Source organism: Thermoactinomyces sp. CICC 23799, from assembly GCF_016055145.1.
Classification (GTDB): domain Bacteria; phylum Bacillota; class Bacilli; order Thermoactinomycetales; family Thermoactinomycetaceae; genus Thermoactinomyces; species Thermoactinomyces intermedius.
Map to the genome: position 1 here is coordinate 289,382 of NZ_JAECVV010000002.1, position 26,216 is coordinate 315,597.

Genomic DNA, 26,216 nt, shown 5'->3' on the forward strand with positions numbered 1-26,216 from the left:
GGGAGAGTGACTATGCCAAGATTGAAGGTGAAACGCCGTTTCCGAGATCGGGAGACGTTTAGGTTTTTTAATAAAGGTGAATACTTCGAGCATGAAAGCCAGGAACGGATAAACGAGTTGGTTGACAAAGGTTTTTTGCAAGGGAAGCCTAAGACCAAGAAAAAAGACGAGGAGTCACCTGAAGGAAAAAAGTAGGTGGTTGAATGTTAGAAGAGGTTAAAAAAGCGCTGCGGATAACCAGCAGCGCTTTTGATAGTGAAGTGGAAAATTTAATAGAAGCGGCAAAAATTGACCTGGTGCAAGCGGGTGTTGATGAAACAAAAGTTAATGCAACAATGCCGGATGCGATCATCAAACAAGCAATCATCTACTATTGCAAAGCTTATTTCGGGTATGATAATTCGGATGCTGAACGGTTTGAAAATGTATATACCATGTTTAAACAACATCTATCACTATATGGCGATTATAGGAGTTTTCCAAATGAGACATAAGGATGTAATCTTTCTCATATCTGTTGAAACCGACTATGACGAAATAGGGAATCCGATTGAAAGAGAAGATGAACGCATGGTATATGCGAATCAGTTAGAAGTGAGCACGGCAGAATTTTATGAGGCTTCCGCACAGGGCCTAAAGCCGGAAAAGCGGTTTGAAATCTATTCATTTGAATACCAGGGTGAAGACCGTCTGAAACATGAAGGTAAGCTATATAGAGTGATCCGGTCAGCAACAAGGGGAGAAAAAACCAAGCTCACTTGTGAAAAGGTGGTTAGGGATGGTTGATATTGCAAAAGAAATTGCCAAAGCCCTGGCAGAGTACACGAACGAAGTCACAGAGGGGATGGAAAATGCCAAAGAGGAAGTGGCCAAAGAAACAGTAAAAGTCTTGAAAAGAACTAGCCCGCGTCTGACCGGGGACTATGCAAAAGGATGGTCCAGGAAGAAAGTTGGCACGGCTCAAGTGGTCTACAATCGGACCGACTATCAACTTACTCACCTTCTCGAACATGGCCACGCAAAAGTAAACGGCGGCCGTGTTCCTGGCATTCCGCATATAGGCCCGGCAGAGGAAAAGGCCATTGATGAATACACAAAGCGGGTGGAACAGGTGATTAGAGGATGACACTTTCTGAACTTGTTCAAATCCTGAAGGCGACGGGGTTTCCTGTCGCCTATTCGCATTTTCAAGGGCCACCTCCAAGTATCCCTTTCATTACTTATGTAGAGGTGGGGAGCGACAATATTCATGCTGACAACCGGACCTGGCAAAAAGGCCGAAACATAAACATTGAACTTTACACAGAAAAAAAGGATTTGGAAGCTGAGGCGATGCTTGAGGATTTGCTTGATGAAAACGATCTCCCTTATCAGACAACAGAAACTTATATTGAATCGGAACGCTTGTTCCAAAAAGTTTACGAAATAGGAGTGGTTTAAATGGCAAACCGTGTGCAGTTTGGCCTGAAAAACGTGCATTATGCGACGTTTACTTATGACAGCGCAACAAACACGATTACCTATGACACCCCCATCCCGATCCCCGGGGCGGTTGAGTTATCCCTTGAGCCTCGCGGGGATATGGTGGAATTCTACGCTGATGATGTTCTTTACTATTCAGCCGGCAACAACCAAGGATATGAGGGAACGCTTTCTATCGCCGTTATCCCTGAACAATTCGCAGTGGATTGTTTGGGAGAGGAAAAAGATGAAACAGATATGGTTTTAACAGAAAAAGTGACCTTAAAAGGCAAGCCATTTGCTTTACTTTTTGAGTTCGACGGAGACGAAAAAGCGGTCCGCCACGTTCTGTACAACTGTGCGGCAAACCGCCCGACGATCTCAGGTGCAACAAAGACGGACACGGTGGAAGTACAACCCAACGAGCTGACATTCACCGCCAGTCCACGTTCTACGGATGGCGCAGTCAAGACGAAGACAACAGAGACAACGCCTGCTGCTGTTTACGATGCTTGGTATGATGCGGTTTATGAAGGTTCAAATGGTAGCGGTGGTGGAGGAGATGAAAGCTAATGGAAAAAACGGTAACGATTGATGGGAAAGAAGTGCGGCTAAAAGCTACGGCCGCGCTTCCTATTCGCTATAAGTCACAATTTGGGCGCGACTTTTTCAGTGACATCTTGAAACTTCTTAAGTTGTTCCCGCTAAAAGATTTGGATCTAGATAAAGACGAAGTTGATCAAGATGCATTGAAATATATCGATCATGTAGACTTTGAAGTTTTTTACAACTTGATATGGACCATGGCTAAGAATGCGGATAAATCTATCCCAGATCCTGAAACTTGGTTTGATCAATTTGACATGTTTTCATTGGAAGACGTTTTACCTGACTTGTTTGAGCTTTTAGAAGGAGTAATGGGGACTAAAAAAAAGACTCGCCACCAGTATCAAAAGAGCCGATAAAGACAGAGAGTTTTCTCCTTATATGCAAACACTGCGGTCTGAATCGGGCTGATCTGGAAGAAATGACAATCACAATGTGTTTGGACTATATCGAAGAGTATGTCGAGATGAACAACCCGAAGAAACATAAACAGTCAGTGAAACGAGCGACACAAGCGGATTTTGATGCCTTTTAAGGAGGTGAGTTGATGGCCCAACGAATCAAAGGGATTACCATTGAGCTGGATGGAGAAACAAAAGGGCTGGACAAAGCACTTTCGGATGTAAATAAACGAAGTCGGGAACTTCAAAAAGAACTCCGTGATGTGGAACGCCTTTTAAAGCTAGACCCAGGCAATGTTGAAGCCCTGGCACAAAAACAACAAATTTTAGCTAAGCAAATAGAAAACACAACAGAGCGATTAAACCGTCTCAAAGCAGCTCAGGCACAGGTTGAGCAACAATTCCAGCGTGGTGAGATCGGGGCGGATCAATACCGCGCTTTTCGGCGTGAGATCCAGTTCACCGAAGCCCAATTAAGCAAATTTAAGCGGGAGCTGGAATCTGTTAATGAAACTAAAGGCCTGAAGAACACTAGAAGAGATGCGGACCGAGTTGCTGAGAGTCTTGACAAAGCAAAAGAAGCTGCAGGGGAATTAAGAAACCAGCTCGAGACTGTTGGCGCTGCAAGCGCGGCGGGTGCTGTAGCAGCGGCGTTGGATTTATCATCGTTAAATACAAGCATTGAAATATCCATGGATGTGCCGGCTGAATCTGTCGAGTCTGTTAAAAACGCGGTAAAAACAGTAACAAGCTACATTGGGGACCAGGAAGAAGCATTAGAAGGTGTTAGGCGCCAGTGGGCTTTAAATGCTGATGCATCAGATGAAGCCAATACACGCATTGTCAAAGGTGCAGCCGCAATTACTAGGGCTTATGCCGGGCTTGATTTTCAGGAAGTCATTCAGGAAGCAAATGAATTTGCAGCCGCCCTTGGGATTTCCAATGATGAAGCAGTGGCGATGATGAATGCTCTTCTGAGAATGGGGTTCCCGCCTGAGCAGTTGGATATCATGGCTGAGTATGGAAAACAGCTAAAAATGGCCGGATATGAAGCGAAGGAAATTCAGGCAATCTTCGCCGCCGGCATCGAAACAAAAACTTGGAATATAGACAACTTAACGGACGGGCTCAAAGAAGGACGGATTCGATTGGCCGAGTTCGGTCAAGAAGTACCAAAAGCAGTGCAGGAGCTGTTGGAAGGCACAAATATTTCTGCCCAACAACTACAAAAATGGGGGCAGGCTATTGCTGAAGGCGGTGAGGCCGGAAAAAATGCAATGAATGAAGTAGCAACTGCTCTTTCAAATGTCGAGAATGAAACACAGAAAAACGCTCTTGGTGTGGCTATTTTCGGTAAACGGAAGTTGTGCCGAAATAAAACCGGGCAAAATCGGTGGAAGCTAGAGCCACCTTTTAGGAAGGTACGCCAACACCGAGGTAACGGGGTACACCACCCCGCACCGTAGAGCGTAGGCGGTGAGCGTTAGGGGAGCAATAATCCGCCCAAGAGTGTCCGGCAACCAACAACGCGGTTGCTTTTTTTGTTGGTTGAAAATGTACGCCGAACCGGGTCGGAATTGACCGACCGTATCCCGAAAGGGTATGGGGGAAACCTCCGGAAGCAGAGGATAAAAAGCCTTTGCGATAACAAATTGACAATGTGGGAAGACCAGGGCTCTGCAATTATTGAGACGATCAGTAACGCAAAAAACCAAGTAGTTGATTTGAAGGCGAATCAAGAGCAGCTAAATGAATCTATCCAACAGCTAGACAACGATCCGGTGGTGAAGTTCAAGCAAGCATTACAGGAACTACAGACTGCCCTTTCCCCTCTTTTAGATCAGATTTCAAACATCGTGATGAAAATTGCTGATTTTATCCAAAACAATCCTCAACTTGCGGCAACGATCATGACTATCGTTGGGGTAGTAGGGACCTTATTGGGTGTGCTAAAAGTCTTAGGGCCTATCATCAGCGGAATCACAGCAACAATAGGTTTGCTGGCTGGTGCATTTGGGGTTGCATCTTCAACAGTCTTAATTGCTATAGGTGTACTGGCTTCTTTAATCACAATAGGTATTTTAGTTTGGCAAAACTGGGACACGATCAAAGCAAAAGCAGTGGAAATATGGGGCGCAATTAAGAATTGGTTAGTTCAAACATGGGAAAACATTAAAACTCAAGCAAGCGAAAAATGGGAATCGATGAAACAAACGATCCAAAACAAGATGGACAGCGCTAAGAAGAAAGTCACTGATATTTGGAATTCCATCGTAAGCTTTTTGAAGGGGATAAATCTGTATCAGATCGGAAAAGACATCATCCAAGGTTTAATCAATGGGATAAGCAGCTTGAAAGATAGAGCTTTGAAAAAAGCTCAAGAGATTGCGGACGGCATCAAAAGCCGCATTAAAAGTGCTCTTGGGATCCATTCCCCTTCCCGAGTGATGATGGAGTTAGGTAAAGACACTGGCCAAGGGTTTGTTCTTGGTCTGGAGTCAGCAATCAGGAATATCCAGCGAGTATCTGATCAGCTCGCAACCGCTTCAATGCCTCAGCAGGGTTCAGGTGCATTAGTAAGCACATCAAACGACCGAGTGAACAATATCACAGTTTACAACTATGGCCCGGATCTGACCGGCCAAAGCGTGATTGATGCGCTTCGTCGCAAGGAGTGGTTGAGTTGAGCAGAATTAAATACATGTATTACGGGACCAAACCGACGATCCGTTTTGATGTTTCCGAACGGTTGACGCTTCAGGATTCCTTCGAAACATTCCCCGGGGCGACTTTCACGATAAGGAACCCATCAACTATGAGCGGGACCACCACCGGGTGGCTTCAGACGGATCACCGTGCCAACACTGGGACATACTCGATCCGGAGCGAACCCATGGAAAGCATCGCCGGAGTCCACCAGTACGCCCGGATAGATTTTGTTTTCGAAGTGCCTTCATACGCGAGAAACGTAAGGATCAGATATATGTACTATCAAGATTCTGAAGAAGGGTTCGACGGTTTAAAGGTTTACTTTAACAATTCATTGGTCCACAACTATATCACCAGTGGGACGTATTTTCAGTGGACATTGGGTGAGATCGAGACGAGTCAACGGGGACAATGCACGGTCACTTTTGAGTATGACAAAGACGGACAAAAGGATGGAGGGGAGACCGACGCCGTCTATATTGATGACTTTGAAGTAACCTGGGACGTTGAGAGCATCGCGGAGACGCCGGGCACGGAGTTAATTCGTTTTGATGGTTCAACCGGTTATTATCTGTTATACCATCGCACTGGTGCGCAAGCTCCGCCCGTTACCTTGGTGGAACAACGGGTCCCTTTCCGCCCGGGGAGCGTTCTTCAGTTCATGGACGTTCAACCCCGGGACGTGGAATTGGGGATTTTAGTTGAAGGCAAAAGCCCGGAAGATTTAAGGGAGAAAATCAGAAACCTCACAGCAAAGTTAATCGGCACGGATGGTGCTTTGTATGCGAGGTATACAGACGGAACCGAACGCCGCCTTTATTGTATGTATAAAGAAGGGTTAGAAGGCGAGGAAACCCGCGATACAAAAGGCGTTGGATACTTTCAAAAACTTGTTCTTGTTTTTCGGGCCTTTGACCCGTTCTGGTATGAAACAGGATTGCTAGAATCTAAAAGCGCTCAAAACTTCGTGTATTACAAAAACGATGGCGATTATGATGCTTACCCAATCGTGATGGTTGATGGCCGATGTTCAAACCCGGACCTGGCCATATGGCAAACCGGGGGATCCGGAGAACCCGCTGAGGGAAGCTCGGAACGGCTAAAGGTTAATACTACTGTCGCAGCTAATCGGCGTCTCATCATCAACACAAAGTCCCGCACTATAAAGCTTGATGACGGGACAAATCTTTACGCTTCTATTGATTCGACAGCCAACAAATTTCATACTATCCCGCCACGGAGCACCAATAACTTTGCCGTGGATGTGGATATTGACGGGGCGGAATCAGACGGCCGATACCATGTTTATATTGAAACTCCATACTGGGGGGTGTGAGATGAAGCCGGAATATCGAATCAGGATCCGAAACGCTAACCTACAATTTATCTGGGAAGTAACCGATTATATAAACCTCCAATATACACTACGAATGAACGCCCTGGGGAAGTGGGTGTTGACTCTTCCATACCATTCAGAGTCAACCAAACAACTCCTGGGGCTTTTGACTCCTGGCAATAAAGGTGTCGGTGGGATTTATGTGGAGCGTGACGGGCGATATCTGTTTTCGGGTCCGCTTCTTGATCATGAATATTCATTTGATCAGAACGGGGAGGTTATGACCTTCATAGGCGGGGATGAGATGGATTTTGTTGCTCGGTCCTTGGCGTTAGCCCACCCTCGGATTTTCCAGTCTCCATATATGACGGATGCCGCGGGGAACCACACCGATTACACCCCGAATGACCGAGGACAACGGCCAGAGGAACCATCGCGGTCTAGCTCGGAGTGTTTCTGGGATATCTTCGGGAAAAACAAGGCCCAGGACGCTGATCCATCACGGAGGATCCCGCAATTGTATGTCAAATTTACACAGGGTTCAGCCAATGATGTCGGGTCTGAACGTTATCCATCGGGCGACTTGGCCACTTTCCCAAATCCCAATCCGATCGTAACCAGGGGCGACCCGATGATGGATATCTTGGAACAGATCGTAAACTATAGCGAATCAACGGTCTACAACAGTGACGGAACCGTGTGGAAGCCACCGCATCCGATTGTCTTGGTTTCAAAAATGGAATATGATGCCTCAATCGGTAACACATTTAACGGCGGCTGGTGGATTACGTTTGAGTTCAAGGCATGCCCAGATAAGACGCGCTCCATTATCTTTTCCAAAGATGAAGGGAATATTTTGCGGATCCGCCGAACAAGAACAGCGCCAGAGGCAAACATTATTCAAATCGGAGGATCCGGAGACGGAGCAGACAGGGTTTTTGCTCATTCCGGGGATGAACCATCAAGAGCGGTGTATGGAGACCGAGAGGGTTTCAGGAGCTTTTCAGGATTTAAACGGTCCACGACTGACACTACACACGCTGAAGAAATCGAAGCGTTAAAAGCCCAGCTTTATGATGAGCTGAGGAAAGCCACCAGTCAGACCATCATAGAAGCGGATGTGATTGACAAAGAAGGGATGAGATATCACGCTGATTGGTTTCTGGGGGATAGAGTCCGCGTCCAAACCCCGCTCGGCAATGACGATGTCATTATCCGAGAGATATCGGGGGCGATTGATGAACGTGGGGAAAGTGTTCAGGTTCGACTGGGAACCGCACCAGCACCCCTATACGGACTGAACGATAAAAAAAGAACCGCTAATCATAGTGGCTGGATCCAAAATCTCTTCAAAAGAACGCAAGGGGAGTGATACGCTTGGCTCGTTTTGAACCTATTTTCCAGTACTACCCACTGACCGATACCCAGATCGTTGTCAGGATTGACCCTCAAGATGGCTCCTCCTGGCCATATCATTTCTTGGTGTATTGCGAACTGAACCCTGCAACAGGTGAATGGGAACTTTATCAAAATGAAAAAGTGGCGCTTAATATTTCCAAACCGGATCGAGACTCAGCTGTCCGGGAAGCATGCCTTCAATTAGTCCAGAGACAAAACACAGATATTAAACTGTAGGAGGCGACATCATGAAAGACAACGGAGTCGTGATCTCAAATAAGGAGATGTATGACATGATTCAAAGGATGGCCGGATCCTTACATCGGATTGAGGCCAGGCTGGACAAAATGGAAGAAAAAATGGAGAGCGCGCATAATGCAGATGAGAGGAGCAGGGAAGCACTTAATAAGGCAGAAGACGCTTTAGACTTGGCGAAAAAGATCGAGAAAAAACACGATTGGACATGGAAAGCCACTGTCAGCGCTTTGATCACAACAGGGATCGGAGTGCTTTTTTATTTTGTGCAAGGAGGATGATAATTGATGGAAAGTCTTGAATATGCGTTAATCCCTGTCATTCTAGGAGTTTGTGAAGTACTGAAGCAGTTGGGGTTACCTAACCGATGGGCCCCGCTTGCTTCTTTGGCATTGGGTGTTGTGGCTGGTGTTTTCTTTTTGCCAGGTAGCCTTTTGGAAGGAATTTTGCAAGGGATCGTTTTGGGGCTTTCCGCATCCGGGCTTTATTCCGGACCGAAAAACTTGATCAAAGGAGGTAAGTCTCGATGAGTGTATACGTGGTAATCGACCCCGGGCATGGGGGAGAGGATCCAGGCGCAATTGGTCATGGTCTTCAGGAAAAAGACGTTGTATTGAATATCTCCAAAAAGATCAATGATCACTTTGGCCAATATGAAGGAGTGGCGGTCAGTCTCACCCGGTGGGATGACCGCTTTATTAGTTTGAGCGATCGTGCCAAATTCGCTAACGATCGCGGGGCGGATCTCTTCATCTCGATCCACAACAATGCGGCGGGCTCTTCTGCCCATGGGTTTGAATCATTCATCCATCCCTATGCCAGCCAAACAACGGCCAAGTATCAAGATGTAATCCACTCACACATTATGGGCTATCTTTCGAGCTTTGATATCCGAGATCGAGGCAAGAAAAAAGAAGACTTTGCCGTTTTGCGGGAAACCGCGATGCCGGCAGTTCTTTTAGAAAATCTGTTTATCACGAATCAGCGAGAAAGTCAGCTGCTCAAAGACGATGCATTCTTGGATGGCTTGGCCAAATCCATCGTCGAAGGAGTAGCGGCAATATTCAATCTCCAGAAGAAAGAACCAAAACCTATGTACCGGATCACCGTGGACGGGCAGGTAATCTATGATACAGCCTATGAATCAAAAATCACGGATGCGGTTTTGAATGCAGTAAGAAATGAGGCACAAGAGATTAACCTGAAAAAACTCTAAACAAAAGAAACCCCTTGGCTTTAATGGAACAAGGATTATTAAAAATGGGCTAGAATTTCTAGCCCATTTTTCTTTTTATCAGTTGCATATTAGCTGTTACTTTGTATATACTATAAGTAGGGTTCGGGGTTAGCCCGGACGGCCGCCATATGGCGGTTTTATTTTTTTATGGGAATACTTTCAACCCAAAACCTGAAATGTTGGGGTAGTTAAAAAACTTTGGTTCTATTATATTGAACGCCTTATCTTTATTTTCTGTCTTTACATACTTATGAATTGGATAAGATACAAGATCAGCCAGCTCTAACAAAATATATGATGCCTTTGATGATTGTTGCATAGACCACTTAGGATTAAAGTAAACACCTTTAATACGACTAAAATGGCTAGAAGACCATAACCAGTTACCATGTTTTAAGATGTTTATTATGTGAGCCAGTATAATTTTATCTTCCTTCTTGCCTCTCGATTCAAGTAATAAGATTCCATTTTTATTTTCTTCGTTTAATTTCCTGCAATAACGTTCAACAATAAATTCCAAGCACAAAGTATAAACAGGGAAAGGATCTGAATATTTTAATACATGTTTGGCTTTGTTTATTGAAGAACTATATATCGAAAAAGTGGTATTTTTAATTAATTTCGAAATATCAGTTATAAATTCGTTATACTTTATTAGTTTTGGGTTAAACGGTCCCAATCTTTTGCGTATCTCTCTTGAATGAAATACAACGCGTTTTAAACCGTCCTTATAATGGTATAACCCATTTTCCCAATACTGCTTTTTTAACTCAATTATATTATGGCGGAAGGATGGATATTGATCGTGATCCATTACAATTCCAGTAATAGTGAACCATTTATTATGGTCTAAATCTGAGTTTTTCTTATTAAACAAATAATCAAGTAAATTCTTGCTTACGAATTGTAGATCAGTCGTCCCATTTTCATCTAAGGCCATCAAGGAATCAACATCCTTAGGCCAATAATCAATTAATGTCGGCTTTTCCCACCATTCCCCCAAATTTTGCAACTCCTTTTAATTTATATTTTCTTAATTCTATTATAATATTAAATAAGAAACTCCTAACCAATCAACTATAAAATTTTTCAAATTTCACGAGCAACCCCCTCGGCTTTTGCTTTTGCCAAGGGGGTTAAATTTTTTTGTTGAACTCTTCCTGTGTGGTCTTCAGTTGTCTTTTAAGTATTTGCCTCCATCTTCCTGGCGGGATTTCTCCCGAACCTTTGGAAACCTTTGTCCTCAATACGGTCCCATCCTCTAAGATCTTGCGGTAAAAGTAATGATCTGTGTCTTTATAAAGCTCCCAACCGTCCCGCTCGCAGTACCGTTTAAGCTCCTTCCATTTCGGCATCGAGCAGCGCAGCAACTTCCTGGATGTTGTTCTGGTTCAAAACGTGAAGGACATACGGGAAGTGTTTCTTGCGGTTCGGAGCTACGTAATAGAGCTGGAAATCTTCCATGTATTCTTTAGCGTATTCGATCAGATCGCGGGCCATTTCTTTCTTTAACTCTTCTAGGTTTGGCGCGTCGCAAACAATATCAATTTCCTCCAAGTGGCCACAATAAGCGCCGGTCTCATCCACTTCATATTTCAGTGTAAACCGGTAACGGCTTAATACATCCTTTAACTGCTGATCATTAATCAACCAAGCATGGTCCCGGTTTTTCCGGATCGGCTGCGGCTTCTGACGAACGACCGAATCAAACACAGAGGACCAGTTTCTCCTAACTTCCGTCGCCATTAAAGCCTGCATAAGCATTTCTCCTTTCACCTCCTATTGTACACTTTGTTCATAGTGTACGCAATAGAACATGAAATGATACGGCCTTATTTTTCCCACAAGAAATAAGCCGAGGATTTCACGCAATTCCCCGGCTTGAAAGGATTTCTTTGGCTCGTTTGGCATAGTGCTCTGTTGTGCCGGCGATCTCGGCGAGTTTCCGACGACCCGGCAACTTCTCACCCGATTGGATGATCTCCAAGGCTTTGGTTAACGTTTTTTCTAAACCGGGTGATTTGTCGTCCCCCATTAAATCCTCCACGTCTCCCGGTGGGTGATCGTCTCCCGGTTCTGTCGGATCCAGTTCACCCGGTGGGGGATTATCACCTCCCGGTTCTGGGATATCCGGGGGATCTCCTTCAACTTCTTCTCCCGGTTCATCTCCCACCGGGATATCGTCTGGGAGATTTTCTACCGGTTCGTCTACCGGTGGGATATCCTCATCTCCCAGTTCGTCTACCGGTTCCGGTTCGCTCTCTTCTTCCCAATCGTTCCCATCCGGTTCAACCCCAGGTGCTTGGCTGGTTTCTCCCGGTTCCTCCCACTCATCACCCGCGGGATATTCGCTTTCACCCACCGGGAGATTATCGCCCGGTTCCTCCTCCTCCGGGATATACATTTCTCCCATCTGGGAGATTTCCGCCACCCGGTGATCCCCCATTTCTCCCATCTGGGAGATTTCCGTCACCCGGTGGTCTCCCACTTCTCCCATCTGGGCGGATCCCGGCCCCGGATTATATCCCAGTGCCTGACCAAACAACTCGGGATTTCGCTCCATCCAAGAGATCATGATTTTAAGGAGGAGCAAGGCGACCACCGTACATATGCCCAAAGCGATCCCTTCCCAGTTATCGGCTTGTACCGCCGGGCGGATGTTTGACCAAGTGGTGAAGCCAAGCCCGAAGATGAAACAAAGCCAAGGGGGCCAACCACGGCCCCCGGACTCCGTTAATACCATCACTGAGAGGATAAATACCATGTCCAACGAGATTACGCCCACGTGATACAAGATCTCATAGGGAAGATCCACCAGGTCGTGGAATAAATCCAAGGCGTGAGCATACGACATGGCCACATTGCAAAGAAGAACCAAGTAAGCACCGTACCGGCAAAAAGAGAAGATGCTGAGGTTCATTCTTCGTCCCCTTCCTCATTGGTGGATACGGCAAGTGCCTTCCATTCATAGTAGCGCAAGCGTAGCTCAACATCGGATTTTAACCACTTGTCGCGTTCTTTCTTGGTCATCTGGTCCAAAGCTTCTGGATTTTCGCGCAAATATTTGATATGATCAGCTTCGAGCCGGTCTCGGTAGTCATAAACGACCGGTTCGGCTTTCCGAGATCGGGATGGTGTCTCTTGGGCGGAGTCCTTCCCGATCTCTTTTAGTTCGATCACATGTCGCTTTAGTCTTAGGTAATCCTCCAAACGCTTTGGGCGTTCCCACGTCTCAATAACTTCTTTGGCCAACTCCACTGGCTTCATTACGTGTGTAAACTCCTCATCCTTGTAACCTCCAATCCATTCCGCCTCGCCGATGTATTTACACGTGCCGTCTAGAAAATGTGGTTCTCCTTCATAGACGTCCAGTTCGAACAATTCACGGTCGGCGCTGTACTTGACTACCACGGTATACATCTTCAAATTGGTTCTGACTTTGAATCTGGTCAGCATTTCAAACCCTCCTCTTTCGAAATTTCGATTGCCAATTTCGTCGTCTCTCCCCAGGGATTTTGGAGCCTTCCCCGGTGGGGGAGAGGGGCCAAACCCTTGTCATTGCGTCAATTAGCATTTTCTGACTACTCCTTTCTAAAAAGCGATAGGGGAGAGGTCTTAAACCTCCTCCCCACCGGTTTCTGATGTCATTTATCCCTGCTTCACGGCCAGTAACGGCGTATGCCGGCCGTGGGTGTTTAGCAGTAATCCCAATTCCTGCATGATCTGCCCCGGCTTTCCAGACAGAATAATCAGTGTTTCCCGTTTCGCGTTTTTCTGATACAATAGCAATATCCCCTTTGTGTGGGATTAGTCTCCCATTTTCTTATGAGCTAAAGCGCGTCCCCCTGTTATGGCTTCCGGCCTTCAGGGGGTGTCTTTTTTAAATGGCTTTCAATAACCAACTTACAATCCTCTGCTGTGCCCTCATGGACCAACAACTGACCCTCAGGGCTGTAAACTCGAAGTCTGCCATTTCCTAAGTACACCAACCGGTAACCTTTATAGTGGATCTCCTCACCTTTTTGGATCCGGCGTTTAGGCATATGACTCACCTCCTTTATAGGGGAGATAAGGGGGCGGTTAGAGCCACTGCTCCCGTTGCAAAAAATCCTCCTCCCAGGTTTCCTCAAGCGTTTTTTGATCGGGGCTTTCCCAGGGCTTGAAAAAATGCCGGAGCAATAAACGCCTCTCACCATCTTTAAATACATAGATATATGCCGCTGTGCTAAATCGCGCCTCTTCGAGCATTACCGCGTAGCTGACTGTCGGGTTCAGTTTACTTTGGAATTCAAAATCGTACTCCTCCTCAACCGGTTCGGGCTGACTCAGTTCTGCCGTCTTTTGCCAGCACGTCTTACCATAGGGTTTTTTATCCCACCAAAACACATTCTTTACAAACCTTCCGCATCTCGCACAAATAGCCATGTTATCATCTCTCCCTTAACAAGAATGTTTAGTCATATAAGACTGACTGTCTGTCTAAAATCAGTATATTCGCGTTATTACAATCAAGTCAAGACTTTTTTGTCTAAAAATTCCGTGCACAGTGTAGACGATGTGAACAATACAAAACATCTATCCCCTAATAGAGCGTATAGAGGGTATTTGAGAGGTCATTTTACCTCTCTAACCTCTCTAATCTCCCTATCTCTTGACAACTTTATTTAATCGTTTACATTGTATACATTGTTCACTTAACAAAAGAGAATGTAGATAATATAAGGGCTAAGGGGCGTGAACGGTTTTAATTTTTGGCGTGAACAATGTGAACAATGGAAAATTTTAGGTGTGAACAGTTTTTCAGAACCGTTCACGGTAACTGTTCACGGTCTGTTCACGCTGCAAACCATTTGCAAACATATTGCAAACGAACGTTAGCAACATGGAGGGTTGACCAGGCATAAAAATGTACAAAACCGCTGTTTTTTGGACATATCAGACCCATATAAACAATAAAAAACGGGTGTCGTCGAACTCGAAAACCGCTGTACGGGCTTCCCGTACCGTGGGTTCGAATCCCACCCTCTCCGCCAAACGCCAAGAGCTTCGCAACAGCGGAGCTCTTTTTTTGTTTTGCTTTCAAAATGGACAAGACAGACAGTATAGGATTGAAGGATACTTTCTTAGTTGTTAACATAGAGTGCGATTTTTTACAGGTGATTTCATTTCCTCCTTTCAGGTGACCTTTGGCTCGCCTCTTTTTTTGGTGAATATATAAAAGTAAAGGGGATTCCTTCTGACGAATCCCCTTTACACAGCATTACTTGTTTTTTTTCTTCACCCAATAAATAATGGCCCCAATGATGACAATGCCAAATACAAACATCAATGTCTGGTACAGAAGAGTAGCGATACTAAATATTTTAACCAACTCCTGTTGATTTTGTTATGGTGGAGTATATTGAAATTTTACGGTACAGTATATCCATAGTGAATATTGATGTCTTTAGAGTAAACGGTTCCGACTCCCTGAACAAATACAACCCATTTACCTGTTCCTCCACCTTTTACCATAGTGGTTCTTGAGCCGCTTGTTGGAGTACAATAAGCATATTTTTGGTCCCACCCAAGAGAAAAAGTCACACCTGTATGTGTTGTCCAAGCACGGCAGCTTGTAATTATTTTATTACTATTCCAAGTAATATCGGCATAAAGATTAATTTTTGAGAATCCAAACGATACAGATCTTACTTGAGTTGTTCCTAACGCAAGGGTACTAAATGAAGAGTCTTCGATTATTGGGTTTTCAGCGTCCTTATTGATTTTTGTAAAGAATTTATCAGCTGCCTCAACACTATCAAATTTAATGACTTCTGTTCCTTGAGGGATATTAGTTGCGGGTTCTAAATTGTATTTTTGAAAGAGTTGTTCTAGTGTTAGGCTTTCCCCAGTGCTCGGCAAGTTTGTTACTAGTTCATCTCCATCAACTACCTCATATGTACTGTCCAGCTCTGCATCACTCATTTTAATTCCTGCTGCATGGCTGTAAGAAGGAATGAAAGAGCTAATTGTTAGTGTTAGTAATGTGAATAACATAAAAATTTTTTTCATATATTAAGCTCCTTTACACTTAATTAATTCTACTATCACTAGATTTATAAAAATATTCAAGAGTTTTATATAGATGATATTTAATTTGATTTTTATTGTTATTCTTATTTTTATACCAATTACAGATTGATAATTGGGTCGCGTCTTATTCAAATCTTCTCCAAGTTTATTAATAATATACAGAAATGATTGAATTTTATATATAATAAAGGAGGAGGTGTGTTGGCGTGAGCCGTTTTCAAGAGATAAGCCCCGGTTTGAAAACATGTCCCCGTTGTGGAGAAGGGAAGCTGCATAAAACCATAGACGGATATGTGGTTTGTGACGAATGTGATTATGAAGAATATGAGGGATGAGTTGTTCCCGCACAGCGGGAGTTTTCTTTTTATACCAAGGTAATAAGAATGATCCTGTGGAATAAGTATTAGCAACATCCATTGAAGGAGTCAAAGTCCATTGAAAACGGCAGATGCTTTTTTAAAGGGATACAAGCCTGCATTTTTGGAAATACTCGGCTTGAAACAGACGACAAAGCACTTGAATTTTTTATTGGCGAACTATCCGCATGTGAGTCATCGTGATTACGACTTATTGTCCGGTAACCGGTTTTATTTGTTTTTTCAAACCGACTTCATGCGTCACCGGTTTGAAGAAGAGTTGAAACAAAGCACTTTTTCGTTAGCGGACACAGACCGCATTTTGGGGATGACTTTGGGATTCCCGCCGCGAGCTGTCGGTTTTTATGTCCAAATGATGAGGGAAAAAAGAAAAGGAAACACTCAAGCGTATCAACAAATGAAAAGCAGAAAAATCGGTATGATTTACAGCGGATGCTCGTTTGCTTCGGATATCGCGGATTTCAAGGAAAATGCGTTGTGGTTGCTTAAAAGGTATCCGTACGAAGAAGCAAAAGAAGACGGCATGTATATCCGCATCGGTTTGGAACCGCGCATACCAGTGCCGGTTGATGATTACCAAGGGCTTACGGAGTTTCACGAATACATAATGAAAAAAAGCGGCTTTGTGACTGTATAAAGCGATCGCTTGGGAGTTCCCCCGGCGTCGGTATGTTATCATGTGACGGATGACAGCAGCTTCACGAGAACAACATGGGGGAACGATGTGATGTTGAAAAAAGTATCGATGATCTTGGTATGTACGTTCCTGCTGACGGGAGTGGCAGGTTGTTCTGAAGAAAAAATGACCAATCGGGGGGATTTGTCGGCCCGTGTCCCGTGCATGGAGAAAAAGAATATCAAGTTTGAGCTAAGAGCAGACGGTTTTTACTTGAGTGATGACCAGTGGGATAAGTTTATTCGGTTTTGCAGTTGACAGGGTGTGTGCATCGTTGGTGCCAAGGTGAAATTTTAGGGGGGTGACAGTGTGGCTGTTCAAATTCGTCCGGCTGTTTTTTCCGATATCGGCGCGATTCGTGAGATTGCCCGCATTACCTGGCATCATACGTATGAAAACCTGATTCCGGAACCGGTCCGGCAACAGTTTCTGTCCGTGGCTTATTCCGATGAAATGCTGAAGCGGCGAATCGGAGAATCCATTTTTTTGGTGGCCGTGGCAAGAGAAAAAGCAACCGGTTTTATTCAGGTGACGGAAAAAGGGAGGATGGCGGTGATTGATGCGATTTATGTGTTGCCTGAATTCCAAGGAAAAGGGATGGGGACCCGGCTGTTCCAATCGGCTTTTGGGAAGCTGAAACAGGCCAAAGCGTGGCTCGTGGATGTGGAATCCGGCAATGAAACGGGATTTTGCTTTTATCAAGCCAAGGGGTTTCGGGTGGTGAAAGTGTACACAGAGCCTTTTTTCGGACATGATCTAAGAACGGTCCGGATGAAAAAGGATATTTTGATTTAAAAGATTTGTCACAAGACTCATGCTAAATGAACATGTGGAAGGGGCCGCTCTGCGCTAAAATGAATGATGAGACTTTTAAGTTTTGCTTAGGGAGTTATGAAGATGCTGGATAAGATCAAAGGCGGTTTATTCGGAGTGGCAATCGGGGATGCATTGGGGGCGACCACCGAATTTATGAGCCGGGGGGAAATTGAGGAGCAATATGGATATTTGACCGAAATCACCGGTGGAGGATGGCTGAATCTAAAACCGGGGGAAACGACCGATGATACGGAATTGACCATTGCCGTGGCCAACGGGTTGATGAAAAACCCTGACAATCCGTTGGGATGGATTGGCGATGAGATCAAAAAGTGGGTTGAAAAGAATCCCCGGGACATCGGGAACATCATTCGCACAACATATGATTGTTACGACGGGGACTGGTTTGAAGCAGCGGAAAAGGCCCATCAAGTGTTAAGCGGAAGAAGTGCAGGGAACGGAACCTTGATGCGCTGTTTGCCGGTTGCCCTCGTGTACGGTGATCCGGCCAAAATCACGGAAATCAGCCGCTTGCAATCGAAAATGACGCATTATGATGATTTGGCTTCAGAAGCCTGTGTGCTGTACAATCGCATCGCTCACCGGGTTCTTTGCGGGGAATCCCTGAAAACGGCGTTGGAAGAGGAGATTCAAGACACCCGATATGCTGAGGCCGTCAAAGAGAAACCCCAAGTTCCGCCCAACGGCTATGTGGAAAATACCTTCAAATGGGTGTTGTACCTGTTGTGGCATGCCTCTTCTTTTGAAGAAGTGGTGCAAGAGGCGGCCAATCTGGGGGGAGATTCCGATACCATCGCAGCTATTTCCGGCGGTCTTGCCGGCCTTTACTGGGGATTTGAATCCATTCCCCCGCAATATAAAGAAGCGATTTTAATCAAAGGAGAGCTGGCATCCCTGGCGGAACAGCTGTGGCAAGTACGAAAAAACGAAACGGAAAAGGCTTCACCGGAACGCGCTGCAACTCCCGGATTTTGAATAAAAATTCTGTTGTAAAAAACCCCGGCCGTGAAAAAACGGTCGGGGTTTTTGCGTCCTATTTGTTTACTTTAACGGATGGGATGACGGTTCCGGGTTCCATCCAGCCGGCATGGAAGGTTCCTTGTTGATCGGTGCGTTCGAAGCCGTGTGCACCAAAGTAGTCCCGTTGGGCTTGGATCAGGTTGGCACAACCGGTGGAAGACCGGTATCCGTCGTAAAAGGCGAGGGCCGAACTGAGACACGACAGCGGCAGGCCGTTTTCAAATCCTTTGATGACCACTTTCCGCAATGATGCCTGATAGCGGTTGGTTTTTTCCAAGAAATAAGGAGCCAAAAGCAGATTGGACAAGTCTTTGTTTTCCTCGTAGGCTTCGGAAATGCGGTTTAAGAAGTCGGCCCGGATAATGCACCCGCCGCGGAAGATCAGAGCGATGTCCCCCAAATCAAGCGACCAGCCGTATTGTTCGGAAGCTGTTTTGTATTGCTGAAACCCTTGGGCGTAGGCGCAGATTTTCCCCATGAAAAGTGCTTGCTTCACTTGTTCGATCCAGTATGCCTTGTCGGCTTCTTCTCCCGACGGGGAAGGTCCTTCCAAAAGGGATTCGGCTTGGATTCTTTCCTCTTTCAAGGAAGATAAAAATCTTGCAAAGACCGATTCGGTCATGATGGTGGTGGGAACGCCGAGGTTCAGCGCATCCTGGCTGGACCATTTCCCCGTTCCTTTTTGCCCGGCTTTGTCCAGTATCACTTCCACCATTGGTTTTCCCGTTTCCTGATCGGTTTTGGAAAGGATCTCTGCGGTGATTTCGATCAGGTAGCTTTTTAGTTCCGATTCATTCCAGGACTTAAATACGCCGGCGGTTTCCGGGATGGAAAGGCCGACGATTTGATGGAGAAATTGCCAGGCTTCGGCAATCAATTGCATGTCTGCATATTCGATTCCGTTATGCACCATTTTCACATAATGCCCCGAGCCTTCAGGGCCGATGTAGGTGCAGCAGGGTTTGCCGTCGACTTGTGCAGCGATTTTTTCCAGGATCGGGGCCACTTGACGGTAAGCTTCTTGGTCGCCGCTTGGCATCAGCGCCGGACCGTTCAATGCGCCTTCTTCCCCGCCGGAGACGCCCACGCTGATGAAATGGATTCTCCGTTCTTTTAAAGCCCGGTATCGCCGGTTGGAATCATGGAAGTCGGAGTTACCGCCGTCCATGATGATGTCCCCCTGATCCAAAAGAGGCAGAAGGGATTCGATGACGGAATCGACTGCCGCCCCGGCGGATACCATCAGAAAGATTTTGCGCGGGCTTTTTAAGGAACGGACAAAGGGTTCCAGTTCATAATAAGCCTCGATCCGGCTGTGTGCATGTCGGCTGACAAATTTGTCGGTCAGATCCGGCGTGTAGTTGTAGACGGCGACATTTTCGCCGTGATTGGCCATGTTTCTGGCCAAATTGGACCCCATCACACCTAAACCATAAACACCTATGCTGTTCTTCATTGAATTCCACCCTTTAGACAAACAGATTGAGAATCAGGACTCCTGCCAGACCGGTGACTGAGATGACGGTCTCCAGCAAAGTCCAGGTTGCAAATGTTTCTTTTATGTTCAGATTGAAGAATTCTTTAAACATCCAAAAACCGGCATCATTGACGTGGGAAGCGATCAGGCTGCCGGCGCCGGTTGCCAGAACCATCAGGGCCGGGTCCACATCGGTTCCTTGCATCAAGGGAATGACCAGACCTGCGGTGGTCAGAGCAGAAACCGTGGCGGAACCGAGTGCAATTCTCAAAATAGCGGCGATCAACCAAGCGAGCAAAAGCGGCGACATGTGGCTGCCGGCAAACAGTGCGGATACCGAATCTCCCACACCGCCATCGATCAACACTTGTTTCAGGACCCCGCCGCCGCCGATGATCAACAGCATCATCCCGATGGCACGGACGGCTTCTTCTGCCGATTGCATCACTTGTTTTATCGGGATGTTTCGCTTGATGCCCATGGTATAGACGGCGAGCAATACGGAGATCAATAAAGCCGTGGTCGGTTCCCCGATCAAATGGATGGCGTCAAAGAACAGGTTGTCGCCTGCCACCCCCAAATCCTGAAGGAGTTCAACCAAGGTTGCAATGGCCATTAAAATCACGGGCAACAAGGAAGTGAAGACGCTGATTCCGAATCCGGGAAGCTTCTCCGGATGGGTTTCTTTGGCGCTGACGAGGGAATCGGCCTGTTCCGCTTCCGATTTATGAAAAGAATCAGGGCTGATTTTTTTGACTAACCGGGCAAACAACGGACCGGCAAGGATCACGGCCGGAATGGCAATGACGGTTCCATAAAGCAGTACCATCCCGATGTTTGCATCATACTGCTGGGCAATCACGGTCGGGCCGGGATGCGGGGGCAAAAATCCGTGGGTGACCGAAAGGGCCGCCGCCATCGGAATCCCCAAATACAAAACGGGAACTTTGGATTCCTTGGCAATTTGGAACACGATTGGCACCAACAGCACCAACCCCACTTCAAAAAACAGGGCAATTCCAATTATAAAGGATGAAATGACCACCGCCCATTGAATGTATTTTTGGCCGAACCGGTCAATGAGCGTCACAGCGATTTGACGGGCCCCGCCGGCATCGGCGACCAGTTTTCCGAGAATGGCTCCCAGTCCGAAAATCAAAGCGATACTGCCCAGAGTCGCCCCCATTCCGCCTTCAATCGATTCGACGATTTTCTCCAGCGGAATGCCGAGCGCCAGCCCGACGGCAAAGGCAGTGATGATTAAAGAAATAAATGTGTTCAGTTTGAACTTGGTGATCAAAACAAGCAAAAAGATGATGCCGAGCGCCACAATCAAAAGTGGCAACATGTTTTCCATTGGTTTTCACTCCCATCCGTTATGGTTTGAGGGTGGCAAATTGGTTATACTCCGGTGCCAAAACCCGGGAAAGGCGGATGAAGACCGGAATCCATTTGCGGTACTCCCGGACATGGGAAGGAACGGGTTTGTGCTGATGGGTTTTGCCGATCCATTCATTCACCACGTCAAAGGAGTCAATTTTTCCAAAAGCGTAAAGTCCGAGCAGGCAGGCCCCCAGGCAAGAAGACTCGTGGCTTTCCGGAATGATCACTTCCTGGTCAAAGATGTCTGCCAGCATCTGCCGCCACAATTCAGATCGGGCAAAACCGCCGGTTGCCTTGATGGAAGTGACGGGATGATCCATGACTTCCACCAAAGCCAGAAAGACGGAGTACAGGTTGTAAAGCACACCTTCCAAGGCGGCGCGGATCAGGTGTTCCTTTTTGTGGCTGAGGGTGAGTCCCACAAAGGAGCCCCGGACATCCGCATTCCACAGCGGTGCCCTTTCCCCGGACAAGTAGGGGAGAAACAGCAGGCCGTCCGCTCCAGGTCGGACTTGGCCGGCAATTTTGGTCAAGGCGTCATAAGGATCGATGCCGAACGACTTTGCCGTTTCCGCTTCCGCTGCGGCCAGTTCTTCCCGGATCCAACGAAGCACAATGCCGCCGTTGTTGACGGGGCCGCCGATGACCCAGTGATCCCCGGTCAATGCATAACAAAAGATGCGCCCTTTCGGATCGGTTTGGGGTTTGTCAATCACAGTCCGGATAGCGCCGCTGGTTCCGATGGTGACGGCGACTTCCCCTTTTTTGACGGCACCGACCCCCAGATTGGACAGGACGCCGTCGCTTGCGCCAATGACAAACGGGGTTTCGGGCCGGATTCCCATTTGTCCGGCGAAAGACGGGTTGCATCCGGTAAACACTTCCACGGTCGGGACAATCCGGGACAACTTTTCTTCCGTGATGCCCGCGACTTGAAGCGCCTTCGGATCCCAGTTCATTGATTCGAGGTTCATTAACCCGGTGCACGAGGCGATGGATACATCAACGGCGAATTCGCCGAAAAGACGGAAAAACACATATTCCTTGATTCCGATGTACTTATGGGTTTTGGCGGCTATCTCCGGCACGTCATGTTCCAGCCAGGTGATTTTGCACAACGGGGACATGGGATGGACCGGGGTTCCGGTTCGTTGGTAAATGGCATGTCCGTCCCGTTCGGTTTTGATGGTTTCCGCCCATTTTGCACTGCGGTTGTCGGCCCAGGTGATGCAGCGTGACAGAGGGTTTCCTTGGGCATCAACAGCAATGACACTGTGCATTGCGCTGCTGAAGGCGATAAATGACAAATCCTCGGGGTTGATTCCCGATTTCTTCATGACATGACGGACCGACAGGAGAACGGCTTCAAAGATTTCTTCCGGATCCTGTTCGGCAGTGTGGCTGTCCGGCGTGTACAATGAATAGCCGTTGTTTGCCGATGCGACAATCTCTCCGTTTTCCTTGTACAATACCGCTTTCGTACTGGTGGTTCCGATATCCACACCCAACATCCATTTGTTCTCATTCATATGGCTCATTCGCTTTCTGTAAAAATTCCGGGGTTGTCCATAATCCGTCTGATTTTTTCTTTACGTCTCTGAAATTTTTGTAAAAGGCTTCTTCCACCAATTGCATGTCCTTTTCTTCGATGGACCGGATCAGCAGCTGGTGGTTTTGGATGATCCGGTCAAAATCGGCATCGTTGTTTTTCATCCGATGCCGCATGTCCAGCAAAATGAGGCATTCCATCACCGGCTTGATATTGGACCAGAGGATGAAAAGATACCGGTGTTGGATGGACCGGATGATCGTCTCATGAAATTCGATATCCCGAAACGAAAATTCATCGGCATCTTTGTATTTGATGGCAACTTTCATCATTTCCAGGATTTTGTTTAATTCGCGGAGCAGAGAATCATTGTTTTCCCGCTTTAATAAGTTTTTAAAAACAAATGATTCCATCATCAGCCGGACATCATAAATTTCATCAATGTCTTTTTCCGTGATGCCGGCCACTTTGGCGCCCATCCGGTTTAATTGCACCAAATCTTCCCGTTCCAGGATCCGCAATGCTTCCCGGATGGGAGAGCGGCTGACGTTGTATTCTTCAGACAGCCGGTTTTCTGATAAAACGGTTCCATTTTTAAGGTCCTTGGAAAGGATCCTCATTCGCAAATCGGCAGCCACTTGCTGGCCGATTGAGGATTTTGCCAGTCTTTTTTCCGGATAAAGCCCTTTCAAATCATCACCCCTTTTGGGTTTGAATACTTGTATACAAGTATCCTACCAAGAAACGGTTGGTTTGTAAACGGTTTCGTTTCCGTATGATCGAAAGCAAATTTTTCATAAAGAAAACCCTGATCTTTCAATAAGATCAGGGTTTGACCATCCTGCATCTTTTATGCATTTTGGTTGCGAAGCAGACGGAGCCCGTTTAAAGTGACCAGCAAGGTGGCCCCCGTATCCGCGAAGATGGCCATCCAAAGCGTCAGCCAACCCGGAATGATCAGCAAAAGGGCGACCAATTTCAATGCGATGGCCAGTGTGATATTTTGCTTGATGATGCGCAGGGCTTTCCGGCTCAGACGGATGGTGAACGGGAGTTTTTCCAGATCGTCCCCCATCAGCGCGATATCTGCGGTTTCCAGTGCCGTGTCGGTCCCGGCCCCGCCCATGGCAATGCCGACGGTGGATGCAGCCAGCGCCGGTGCGTCGTTAATGCCGTCTCCCACCATGGCGACGGAGCCGGATTCTTGTTGCAACTGATGGATCCATTCCAATTTTTCCTGCGGCAGCAGTTCTGCCCGGACTTCGCTGACCCCGAGTTTTTGGCTGATGGCTTGTGCCGTGGAGGCATTGTCTCCCGTTAACATGACGGTTCTTTGGATTCCCAGGGAATGCAATGCTTGAATCACCTTTTGTCCGGACTTCCGGACTTCATCCGAAACGGCAATCAAAGCCAGAATTTCTTTTTCGTCCCCCATCAACATGACGGTTTTGCCTTGGGTTTGTTTTTCTTGGATCCGATCTTTGAGGTCTTCGGTCATCCGGTCCCGGAACAACCCGGGATTTCCGATTTCGTAAAGGATGCCGTCCACTTTGGCCCGCACCCCTTTTCCCGTCAGCGAGAAAAAATCCTCCACCGAGAGGGAATCGAAAGGAACATTCCATTCTTCCGCTTTTTTGAGAATGGCAGACGACAACGGATGTTGGGAGTTTTTTTCGATCGCTGCCGCAATGGCAAACAGTTCTTTATCGGACCTTGAGCAAAGCGGCACGAAATCCGTGACCACCGGCGTCCCTTTGGTCAGGGTGCCGGTTTTGTCAAAAGCGATGGCTTTGAGTTTGGCCGCAGATTCCAGATGGATTCCGCCTTTGATGAGCACCCCGTTCCGCGCGGCCGTGCCGATGGCCGTGACGATGGAAACCGGGGTGGAAATGACCAAAGCACAGGGACATCCGACGACAAGCAGCGACAGCCCCCGGTAAATCCATTCACTCCAGTCGGCTTGGAAGAGCAGGGGAGGGAGGACGGCCAAAAGAATGCCGGCAGCCAGTATTGCCGGGGTATATACCCGTGCAAACCGGTCAATGAAGGCTTGTGCCGGAGCCCGTCCGGCCTGGGCTTCTTCCACCAAATGAATGATTTTGGCCAGGGTGGTGTCTTCAGCCCGTTTGGTCACCCGCACTTCCAGGAATCCTTCTTCATTTAAGGTTCCGGCAAACACTTCATCCCCGGCGCTTTTGGCCACGGGAACGGATTCGCCGGTGATGGCGGCCTGGTTGACCGTGGAAGTTCCTTGGATGACCATTCCGTCCATGGCAATTTTTTGCCCGGGTTTGACCAGCATGATGTCGCCCGTTTCGATTTCTTGGACGGGAATGAGCTTTTCTTCCCCGTTGCGGCGAATCCAAGCTTGTTTCGGCGCGATGTCCATGAGAGAGCGAATCGATGTGCGCGCTTTATCCATGGAGTAGGATTCCAGCATTTCACTGATGGCGAACAAAATGACGACCATGGCGCCTTCCCCCCACTCTCCGATGGCGACGGCACCGATGATGGCAATGGTCATCAGGGTATTCATTTGAAATTCAAAACGGATGAGGTTTTTCAAACCATGAAGAAACAACCGGTATCCTCCCGTGAGGATGGAAGCCGCATACAAGAGGATGACGGGAAGATTTTCGCCGGATTGCCCGTTCAAGACCCAAGCGGCGATCAGAAAGAAAGCAGAGAGAAAGACGGGATAATTCGCTTTTTTCTTCCAAAAAGGAAGGCGGTTTTCGCCCGGGATCTCATGCTCCGGCGAGATTTTCAAATTTTCAAAGGCACCGGCCTTTTCAATTTCTTCCATGGTGGCATCGCCAAACACCGTGATTTTGGAAGCCCCGAAATTCACCTTGGCTTCTTTCACACCCGGCAGATTGCAAACATTTTTCTCAAATTGTGCGGCGCAATGGGCGCAGGATAACCCGTGAATACGGTAAATTTTTTTCGCTTCATTGGTTTCCATTTTCTTGTAACTCCTTACTGTGATCAAAGGCCAACCGGATCAAGTCTTTGACATGATCATCATCCAGTGAATAAAAAACCATTTTTCCTTCCTTCCGGTATTTGGCCAAGCCCATATTCCGCAACAAGCGCAAATGATGGGAGGCGGTTGCCGGTGAAGACCGGATGATATTGGCCACATCACAAACGCAAAGTTCACTTTCCTTTAATAAAGCATAAGCGATTTTCAAGCGGGTCGGGTCGGCCAAAGCTTTAAACATTTGTGACGTATCGCTGAAGTTTGTGTTTTTCAGTGAGGAACGGGCTCTTTGCACTTTTTCTTCGTCAAAACAATAAATTTCACAATGGTCGTTGCTCAACAATGGCACCTCGCTTTTTGGGAAATATCGGGGACAGGCAGTTTTTTATCATTCAATATTCAAATGATTGTTTGATTATATAATAACACCAAGCGGCAT

At 46.9% G+C, this 26,216-nt stretch carries 33 protein-coding genes and 1 tRNA gene; 21 read left to right on the top strand and 13 right to left on the bottom strand.

Annotated features, from left to right (window positions below; all coding sequences use genetic code 11):
- The first annotated feature begins 12 nt into the window (after window positions 1-12).
- From I8U21_RS03885 to I8U21_RS03955, 15 genes are all read left to right on the top strand, one after another.
- Entirely contained in the window at window positions 13-195 is a 183-nt protein-coding gene (locus I8U21_RS03885; RefSeq protein ID WP_181732314.1) for a hypothetical protein, read from the top strand.
- A gap of 8 nt (window positions 196-203) precedes the next feature.
- Window positions 204-494, top strand: coding sequence for a head-tail connector protein (locus I8U21_RS03890; protein ID WP_198053323.1), 291 nt, complete (start codon window positions 204-206; stop codon window positions 492-494).
- A complete protein-coding gene (locus I8U21_RS03895; RefSeq protein ID WP_181732316.1) occupies window positions 484-786 on the top strand; it encodes a phage head closure protein in 303 nt (100 codons plus the stop codon). Before I8U21_RS03890 ends, I8U21_RS03895 begins: the two co-directional genes overlap by 11 nt.
- Window positions 779-1,126, top strand: a complete 348-nt coding sequence (locus I8U21_RS03900) for an HK97 gp10 family phage protein (protein ID WP_198053324.1) — start codon at window positions 779-781, stop codon at window positions 1,124-1,126. Before I8U21_RS03895 ends, I8U21_RS03900 begins: the two co-directional genes overlap by 8 nt.
- Window positions 1,123-1,440: a hypothetical protein gene (locus I8U21_RS03905; RefSeq protein ID WP_198053325.1), complete on the top strand. Its 318-nt coding sequence runs from the start codon at window positions 1,123-1,125 to the stop codon at window positions 1,438-1,440. Before I8U21_RS03900 ends, I8U21_RS03905 begins: the two co-directional genes overlap by 4 nt.
- Entirely contained in the window at window positions 1,441-2,034 is a 594-nt protein-coding gene (locus I8U21_RS03910) for a major tail protein (protein ID WP_198053326.1), read from the top strand.
- On the top strand, window positions 2,034-2,426 hold the full coding sequence (locus I8U21_RS03915; protein ID WP_198053327.1) for a hypothetical protein: 393 nt from the start codon (window positions 2,034-2,036) through the stop codon (window positions 2,424-2,426). The genes I8U21_RS03910 and I8U21_RS03915 overlap by 1 nt, the downstream gene beginning before the upstream one ends.
- A gap of 188 nt (window positions 2,427-2,614) precedes the next feature.
- Entirely contained in the window at window positions 2,615-3,934 is a 1,320-nt protein-coding gene (locus I8U21_RS03920) for a phage tail tape measure protein (protein ID WP_198053328.1), read from the top strand.
- A gap of 78 nt (window positions 3,935-4,012) precedes the next feature.
- Window positions 4,013-5,155, top strand: a complete 1,143-nt coding sequence (locus tag I8U21_RS03925; RefSeq protein ID WP_198053329.1) for a phage tail protein — start codon at window positions 4,013-4,015, stop codon at window positions 5,153-5,155.
- Window positions 5,152-6,513, top strand: coding sequence for a phage tail family protein (locus I8U21_RS03930; protein ID WP_198053330.1), 1,362 nt, complete (start codon window positions 5,152-5,154; stop codon window positions 6,511-6,513). The genes I8U21_RS03925 and I8U21_RS03930 overlap by 4 nt, the downstream gene beginning before the upstream one ends.
- Before the next feature lies 1 nt (window position 6,514).
- On the top strand, window positions 6,515-7,885 hold the full coding sequence (locus I8U21_RS03935; RefSeq protein WP_198053331.1) for a Gp37-like protein: 1,371 nt from the start codon (window positions 6,515-6,517) through the stop codon (window positions 7,883-7,885).
- A 5-nt stretch (window positions 7,886-7,890) separates the two neighbouring features.
- On the top strand, window positions 7,891-8,148 hold the full coding sequence (locus I8U21_RS03940; protein ID WP_198053332.1) for a hypothetical protein: 258 nt from the start codon (window positions 7,891-7,893) through the stop codon (window positions 8,146-8,148).
- Between the two features lie 11 nt (window positions 8,149-8,159).
- Window positions 8,160-8,447 (top strand): hypothetical protein, encoded by a 288-nt coding sequence (locus I8U21_RS03945; protein WP_198053333.1) that lies wholly within the window; start codon window positions 8,160-8,162, stop codon window positions 8,445-8,447.
- Window positions 8,448-8,453: 6 nt separating this feature from the next.
- Window positions 8,454-8,696 carry a hypothetical protein gene (locus tag I8U21_RS03950; RefSeq protein WP_198053334.1) on the top strand — a complete coding sequence of 81 codons (243 nt, stop codon included), beginning with the start codon at window positions 8,454-8,456 and terminating at the stop codon, window positions 8,694-8,696.
- Window positions 8,693-9,382: an N-acetylmuramoyl-L-alanine amidase family protein gene (locus tag I8U21_RS03955; protein WP_198053335.1), complete on the top strand. Its 690-nt coding sequence runs from the start codon at window positions 8,693-8,695 to the stop codon at window positions 9,380-9,382. Before I8U21_RS03950 ends, I8U21_RS03955 begins: the two co-directional genes overlap by 4 nt.
- A 166-nt stretch (window positions 9,383-9,548) precedes the next feature.
- On the opposite strand, the gene I8U21_RS03960 is transcribed toward I8U21_RS03955, so the two are convergent.
- The 6 genes from I8U21_RS03960 to I8U21_RS03980 form a co-directional block, all read right to left on the bottom strand.
- On the bottom strand, window positions 9,549-10,406 hold the full coding sequence (locus tag I8U21_RS03960) for a DUF3800 domain-containing protein (protein ID WP_198053336.1): 858 nt from the start codon (window positions 10,404-10,406) through the stop codon (window positions 9,549-9,551).
- 329 nt (window positions 10,407-10,735) lie between these two features.
- The gene (locus tag I8U21_RS03965) at window positions 10,736-11,161 is read right to left on the bottom strand and encodes a hypothetical protein (protein ID WP_232337493.1); all 426 of its coding nucleotides are present in this window, start codon (window positions 11,159-11,161) and stop codon (window positions 10,736-10,738) included.
- Window positions 11,162-11,267: 106 nt separating this feature from the next.
- A complete protein-coding gene (locus I8U21_RS03970) occupies window positions 11,268-12,323 on the bottom strand; it encodes an ICP22 family protein (RefSeq protein WP_198053338.1) in 1,056 nt (351 codons plus the stop codon).
- Window positions 12,320-12,859, bottom strand: a complete 540-nt coding sequence (locus I8U21_RS03975; protein ID WP_198053339.1) for an HMG-box domain-containing protein — start codon at window positions 12,857-12,859, stop codon at window positions 12,320-12,322. Before I8U21_RS03975 ends, I8U21_RS03970 begins: the two co-directional genes overlap by 4 nt.
- Window positions 12,860-13,051: 192 nt before the next feature.
- The gene (locus I8U21_RS15145; protein WP_255516921.1) at window positions 13,052-13,186 is read right to left on the bottom strand and encodes a hypothetical protein; all 135 of its coding nucleotides are present in this window, start codon (window positions 13,184-13,186) and stop codon (window positions 13,052-13,054) included.
- A 297-nt stretch (window positions 13,187-13,483) separates the two neighbouring features.
- On the bottom strand, window positions 13,484-13,828 hold the full coding sequence (locus I8U21_RS03980; protein ID WP_198053340.1) for a hypothetical protein: 345 nt from the start codon (window positions 13,826-13,828) through the stop codon (window positions 13,484-13,486).
- Window positions 13,829-14,287: 459 nt separating this feature from the next.
- Between I8U21_RS03980 and I8U21_RS03985 the strand changes: the two genes are divergently transcribed.
- Window positions 14,288-14,436 (top strand) — tRNA-OTHER (locus tag I8U21_RS03985).
- Window positions 14,437-14,812: 376 nt separating this feature from the next.
- On the opposite strand, the gene I8U21_RS03990 is transcribed toward I8U21_RS03985, so the two are convergent.
- Complete coding sequence (locus I8U21_RS03990; RefSeq protein ID WP_037996597.1) at window positions 14,813-15,454, bottom strand: RNA-binding protein; 642 nt, start codon at window positions 15,452-15,454, stop codon at window positions 14,813-14,815.
- Window positions 15,455-15,681: 227 nt separating this feature from the next.
- Here I8U21_RS03990 and I8U21_RS15150 point away from each other — a divergent pair, with 227 nt between their 5' ends.
- The 5 genes from I8U21_RS15150 (at window position 15,682) to I8U21_RS04010 (ending at window position 18,340) form a co-directional block, all read left to right on the top strand.
- Window positions 15,682-15,810: a hypothetical protein gene (locus tag I8U21_RS15150; protein WP_255516922.1), complete on the top strand. Its 129-nt coding sequence runs from the start codon at window positions 15,682-15,684 to the stop codon at window positions 15,808-15,810.
- A 100-nt stretch (window positions 15,811-15,910) separates the two neighbouring features.
- On the top strand, window positions 15,911-16,489 hold the full coding sequence (locus I8U21_RS03995) for a hypothetical protein (RefSeq protein ID WP_037996599.1): 579 nt from the start codon (window positions 15,911-15,913) through the stop codon (window positions 16,487-16,489).
- 90 nt (window positions 16,490-16,579) lie between these two features.
- Window positions 16,580-16,786 carry a hypothetical protein gene (locus tag I8U21_RS04000; RefSeq protein WP_049720768.1) on the top strand — a complete coding sequence of 69 codons (207 nt, stop codon included), beginning with the start codon at window positions 16,580-16,582 and terminating at the stop codon, window positions 16,784-16,786.
- A gap of 51 nt (window positions 16,787-16,837) precedes the next feature.
- The gene (locus tag I8U21_RS04005) at window positions 16,838-17,323 is read left to right on the top strand and encodes a GNAT family N-acetyltransferase (protein WP_037996603.1); all 486 of its coding nucleotides are present in this window, start codon (window positions 16,838-16,840) and stop codon (window positions 17,321-17,323) included.
- 102 nt (window positions 17,324-17,425) lie between these two features.
- Window positions 17,426-18,340 carry an ADP-ribosylglycohydrolase family protein gene (locus I8U21_RS04010; protein ID WP_309485134.1) on the top strand — a complete coding sequence of 305 codons (915 nt, stop codon included), beginning with the start codon at window positions 17,426-17,428 and terminating at the stop codon, window positions 18,338-18,340.
- Window positions 18,341-18,398: 58 nt separating this feature from the next.
- Here I8U21_RS04010 and gndA read toward each other — a convergent pair whose 3' ends face one another.
- The 6 genes from gndA to I8U21_RS04040 form a co-directional block, all read right to left on the bottom strand.
- On the bottom strand, window positions 18,399-19,841 hold the full coding sequence (gene gndA, locus I8U21_RS04015) for an NADP-dependent phosphogluconate dehydrogenase (RefSeq protein ID WP_198053341.1): 1,443 nt from the start codon (window positions 19,839-19,841) through the stop codon (window positions 18,399-18,401).
- A 13-nt stretch (window positions 19,842-19,854) separates the two neighbouring features.
- Entirely contained in the window at window positions 19,855-21,207 is a 1,353-nt protein-coding gene (locus I8U21_RS04020; RefSeq protein ID WP_198053364.1) for a GntP family permease, read from the bottom strand.
- Between the two features lie 31 nt (window positions 21,208-21,238).
- Window positions 21,239-22,774 (bottom strand): gluconokinase, encoded by a 1,536-nt coding sequence (gene gntK, locus I8U21_RS04025; RefSeq protein ID WP_198053342.1) that lies wholly within the window; start codon window positions 22,772-22,774, stop codon window positions 21,239-21,241.
- Complete coding sequence (locus tag I8U21_RS04030; RefSeq protein WP_198053343.1) at window positions 22,767-23,486, bottom strand: GntR family transcriptional regulator; 720 nt, start codon at window positions 23,484-23,486, stop codon at window positions 22,767-22,769. Before I8U21_RS04030 ends, gntK begins: the two co-directional genes overlap by 8 nt.
- 158 nt (window positions 23,487-23,644) lie before the next feature.
- The gene (locus I8U21_RS04035; protein WP_198053344.1) at window positions 23,645-25,759 is read right to left on the bottom strand and encodes a heavy metal translocating P-type ATPase; all 2,115 of its coding nucleotides are present in this window, start codon (window positions 25,757-25,759) and stop codon (window positions 23,645-23,647) included.
- Window positions 25,746-26,120 (bottom strand): ArsR/SmtB family transcription factor, encoded by a 375-nt coding sequence (locus tag I8U21_RS04040; RefSeq protein ID WP_269747564.1) that lies wholly within the window; start codon window positions 26,118-26,120, stop codon window positions 25,746-25,748. Before I8U21_RS04040 ends, I8U21_RS04035 begins: the two co-directional genes overlap by 14 nt.
- Between the last annotated feature and the right edge of the window lie 96 nt (window positions 26,121-26,216).

Coding starts and splice junctions, on each gene's coding strand:
- I8U21_RS03945 (WP_198053333.1), top strand. CDS start 8,160: ATGAAAGACAACGGAGTCGTGATCTCAAATAAGGAGATGTATGACATG.
- I8U21_RS03990 (WP_037996597.1), bottom strand. CDS start 15,454: ATGAAAAAAATTTTTATGTTATTCACATTACTAACACTAACAATTAGC.
- gntK (WP_198053342.1), bottom strand. CDS start 22,774: ATGAATGAGAACAAATGGATGTTGGGTGTGGATATCGGAACCACCAGT.
- I8U21_RS03920 (WP_198053328.1), top strand. CDS start 2,615: ATGGCCCAACGAATCAAAGGGATTACCATTGAGCTGGATGGAGAAACA.
- I8U21_RS03975 (WP_198053339.1), bottom strand. CDS start 12,859: ATGCTGACCAGATTCAAAGTCAGAACCAATTTGAAGATGTATACCGTG.
- I8U21_RS04010 (WP_309485134.1), top strand. CDS start 17,426: ATGCTGGATAAGATCAAAGGCGGTTTATTCGGAGTGGCAATCGGGGAT.
- I8U21_RS03950 (WP_198053334.1), top strand. CDS start 8,454: ATGGAAAGTCTTGAATATGCGTTAATCCCTGTCATTCTAGGAGTTTGT.
- I8U21_RS03980 (WP_198053340.1), bottom strand. CDS start 13,828: ATGGCTATTTGTGCGAGATGCGGAAGGTTTGTAAAGAATGTGTTTTGG.
- I8U21_RS03915 (WP_198053327.1), top strand. CDS start 2,034: ATGGAAAAAACGGTAACGATTGATGGGAAAGAAGTGCGGCTAAAAGCT.
- I8U21_RS03955 (WP_198053335.1), top strand. CDS start 8,693: ATGAGTGTATACGTGGTAATCGACCCCGGGCATGGGGGAGAGGATCCA.
- I8U21_RS03970 (WP_198053338.1), bottom strand. CDS start 12,323: ATGAACCTCAGCATCTTCTCTTTTTGCCGGTACGGTGCTTACTTGGTT.
- I8U21_RS03935 (WP_198053331.1), top strand. CDS start 6,515: ATGAAGCCGGAATATCGAATCAGGATCCGAAACGCTAACCTACAATTT.
- I8U21_RS04035 (WP_198053344.1), bottom strand. CDS start 25,759: ATGGAAACCAATGAAGCGAAAAAAATTTACCGTATTCACGGGTTATCC.
- I8U21_RS03905 (WP_198053325.1), top strand. CDS start 1,123: ATGACACTTTCTGAACTTGTTCAAATCCTGAAGGCGACGGGGTTTCCT.
- I8U21_RS03885 (WP_181732314.1), top strand. CDS start 13: ATGCCAAGATTGAAGGTGAAACGCCGTTTCCGAGATCGGGAGACGTTT.
- I8U21_RS04000 (WP_049720768.1), top strand. CDS start 16,580: ATGTTGAAAAAAGTATCGATGATCTTGGTATGTACGTTCCTGCTGACG.
- I8U21_RS03895 (WP_181732316.1), top strand. CDS start 484: ATGAGACATAAGGATGTAATCTTTCTCATATCTGTTGAAACCGACTAT.
- I8U21_RS03910 (WP_198053326.1), top strand. CDS start 1,441: ATGGCAAACCGTGTGCAGTTTGGCCTGAAAAACGTGCATTATGCGACG.
- I8U21_RS03900 (WP_198053324.1), top strand. CDS start 779: ATGGTTGATATTGCAAAAGAAATTGCCAAAGCCCTGGCAGAGTACACG.
- I8U21_RS03965 (WP_232337493.1), bottom strand. CDS start 11,161: ATGCAGGCTTTAATGGCGACGGAAGTTAGGAGAAACTGGTCCTCTGTG.
- I8U21_RS03890 (WP_198053323.1), top strand. CDS start 204: ATGTTAGAAGAGGTTAAAAAAGCGCTGCGGATAACCAGCAGCGCTTTT.
- gndA (WP_198053341.1), bottom strand. CDS start 19,841: ATGAAGAACAGCATAGGTGTTTATGGTTTAGGTGTGATGGGGTCCAAT.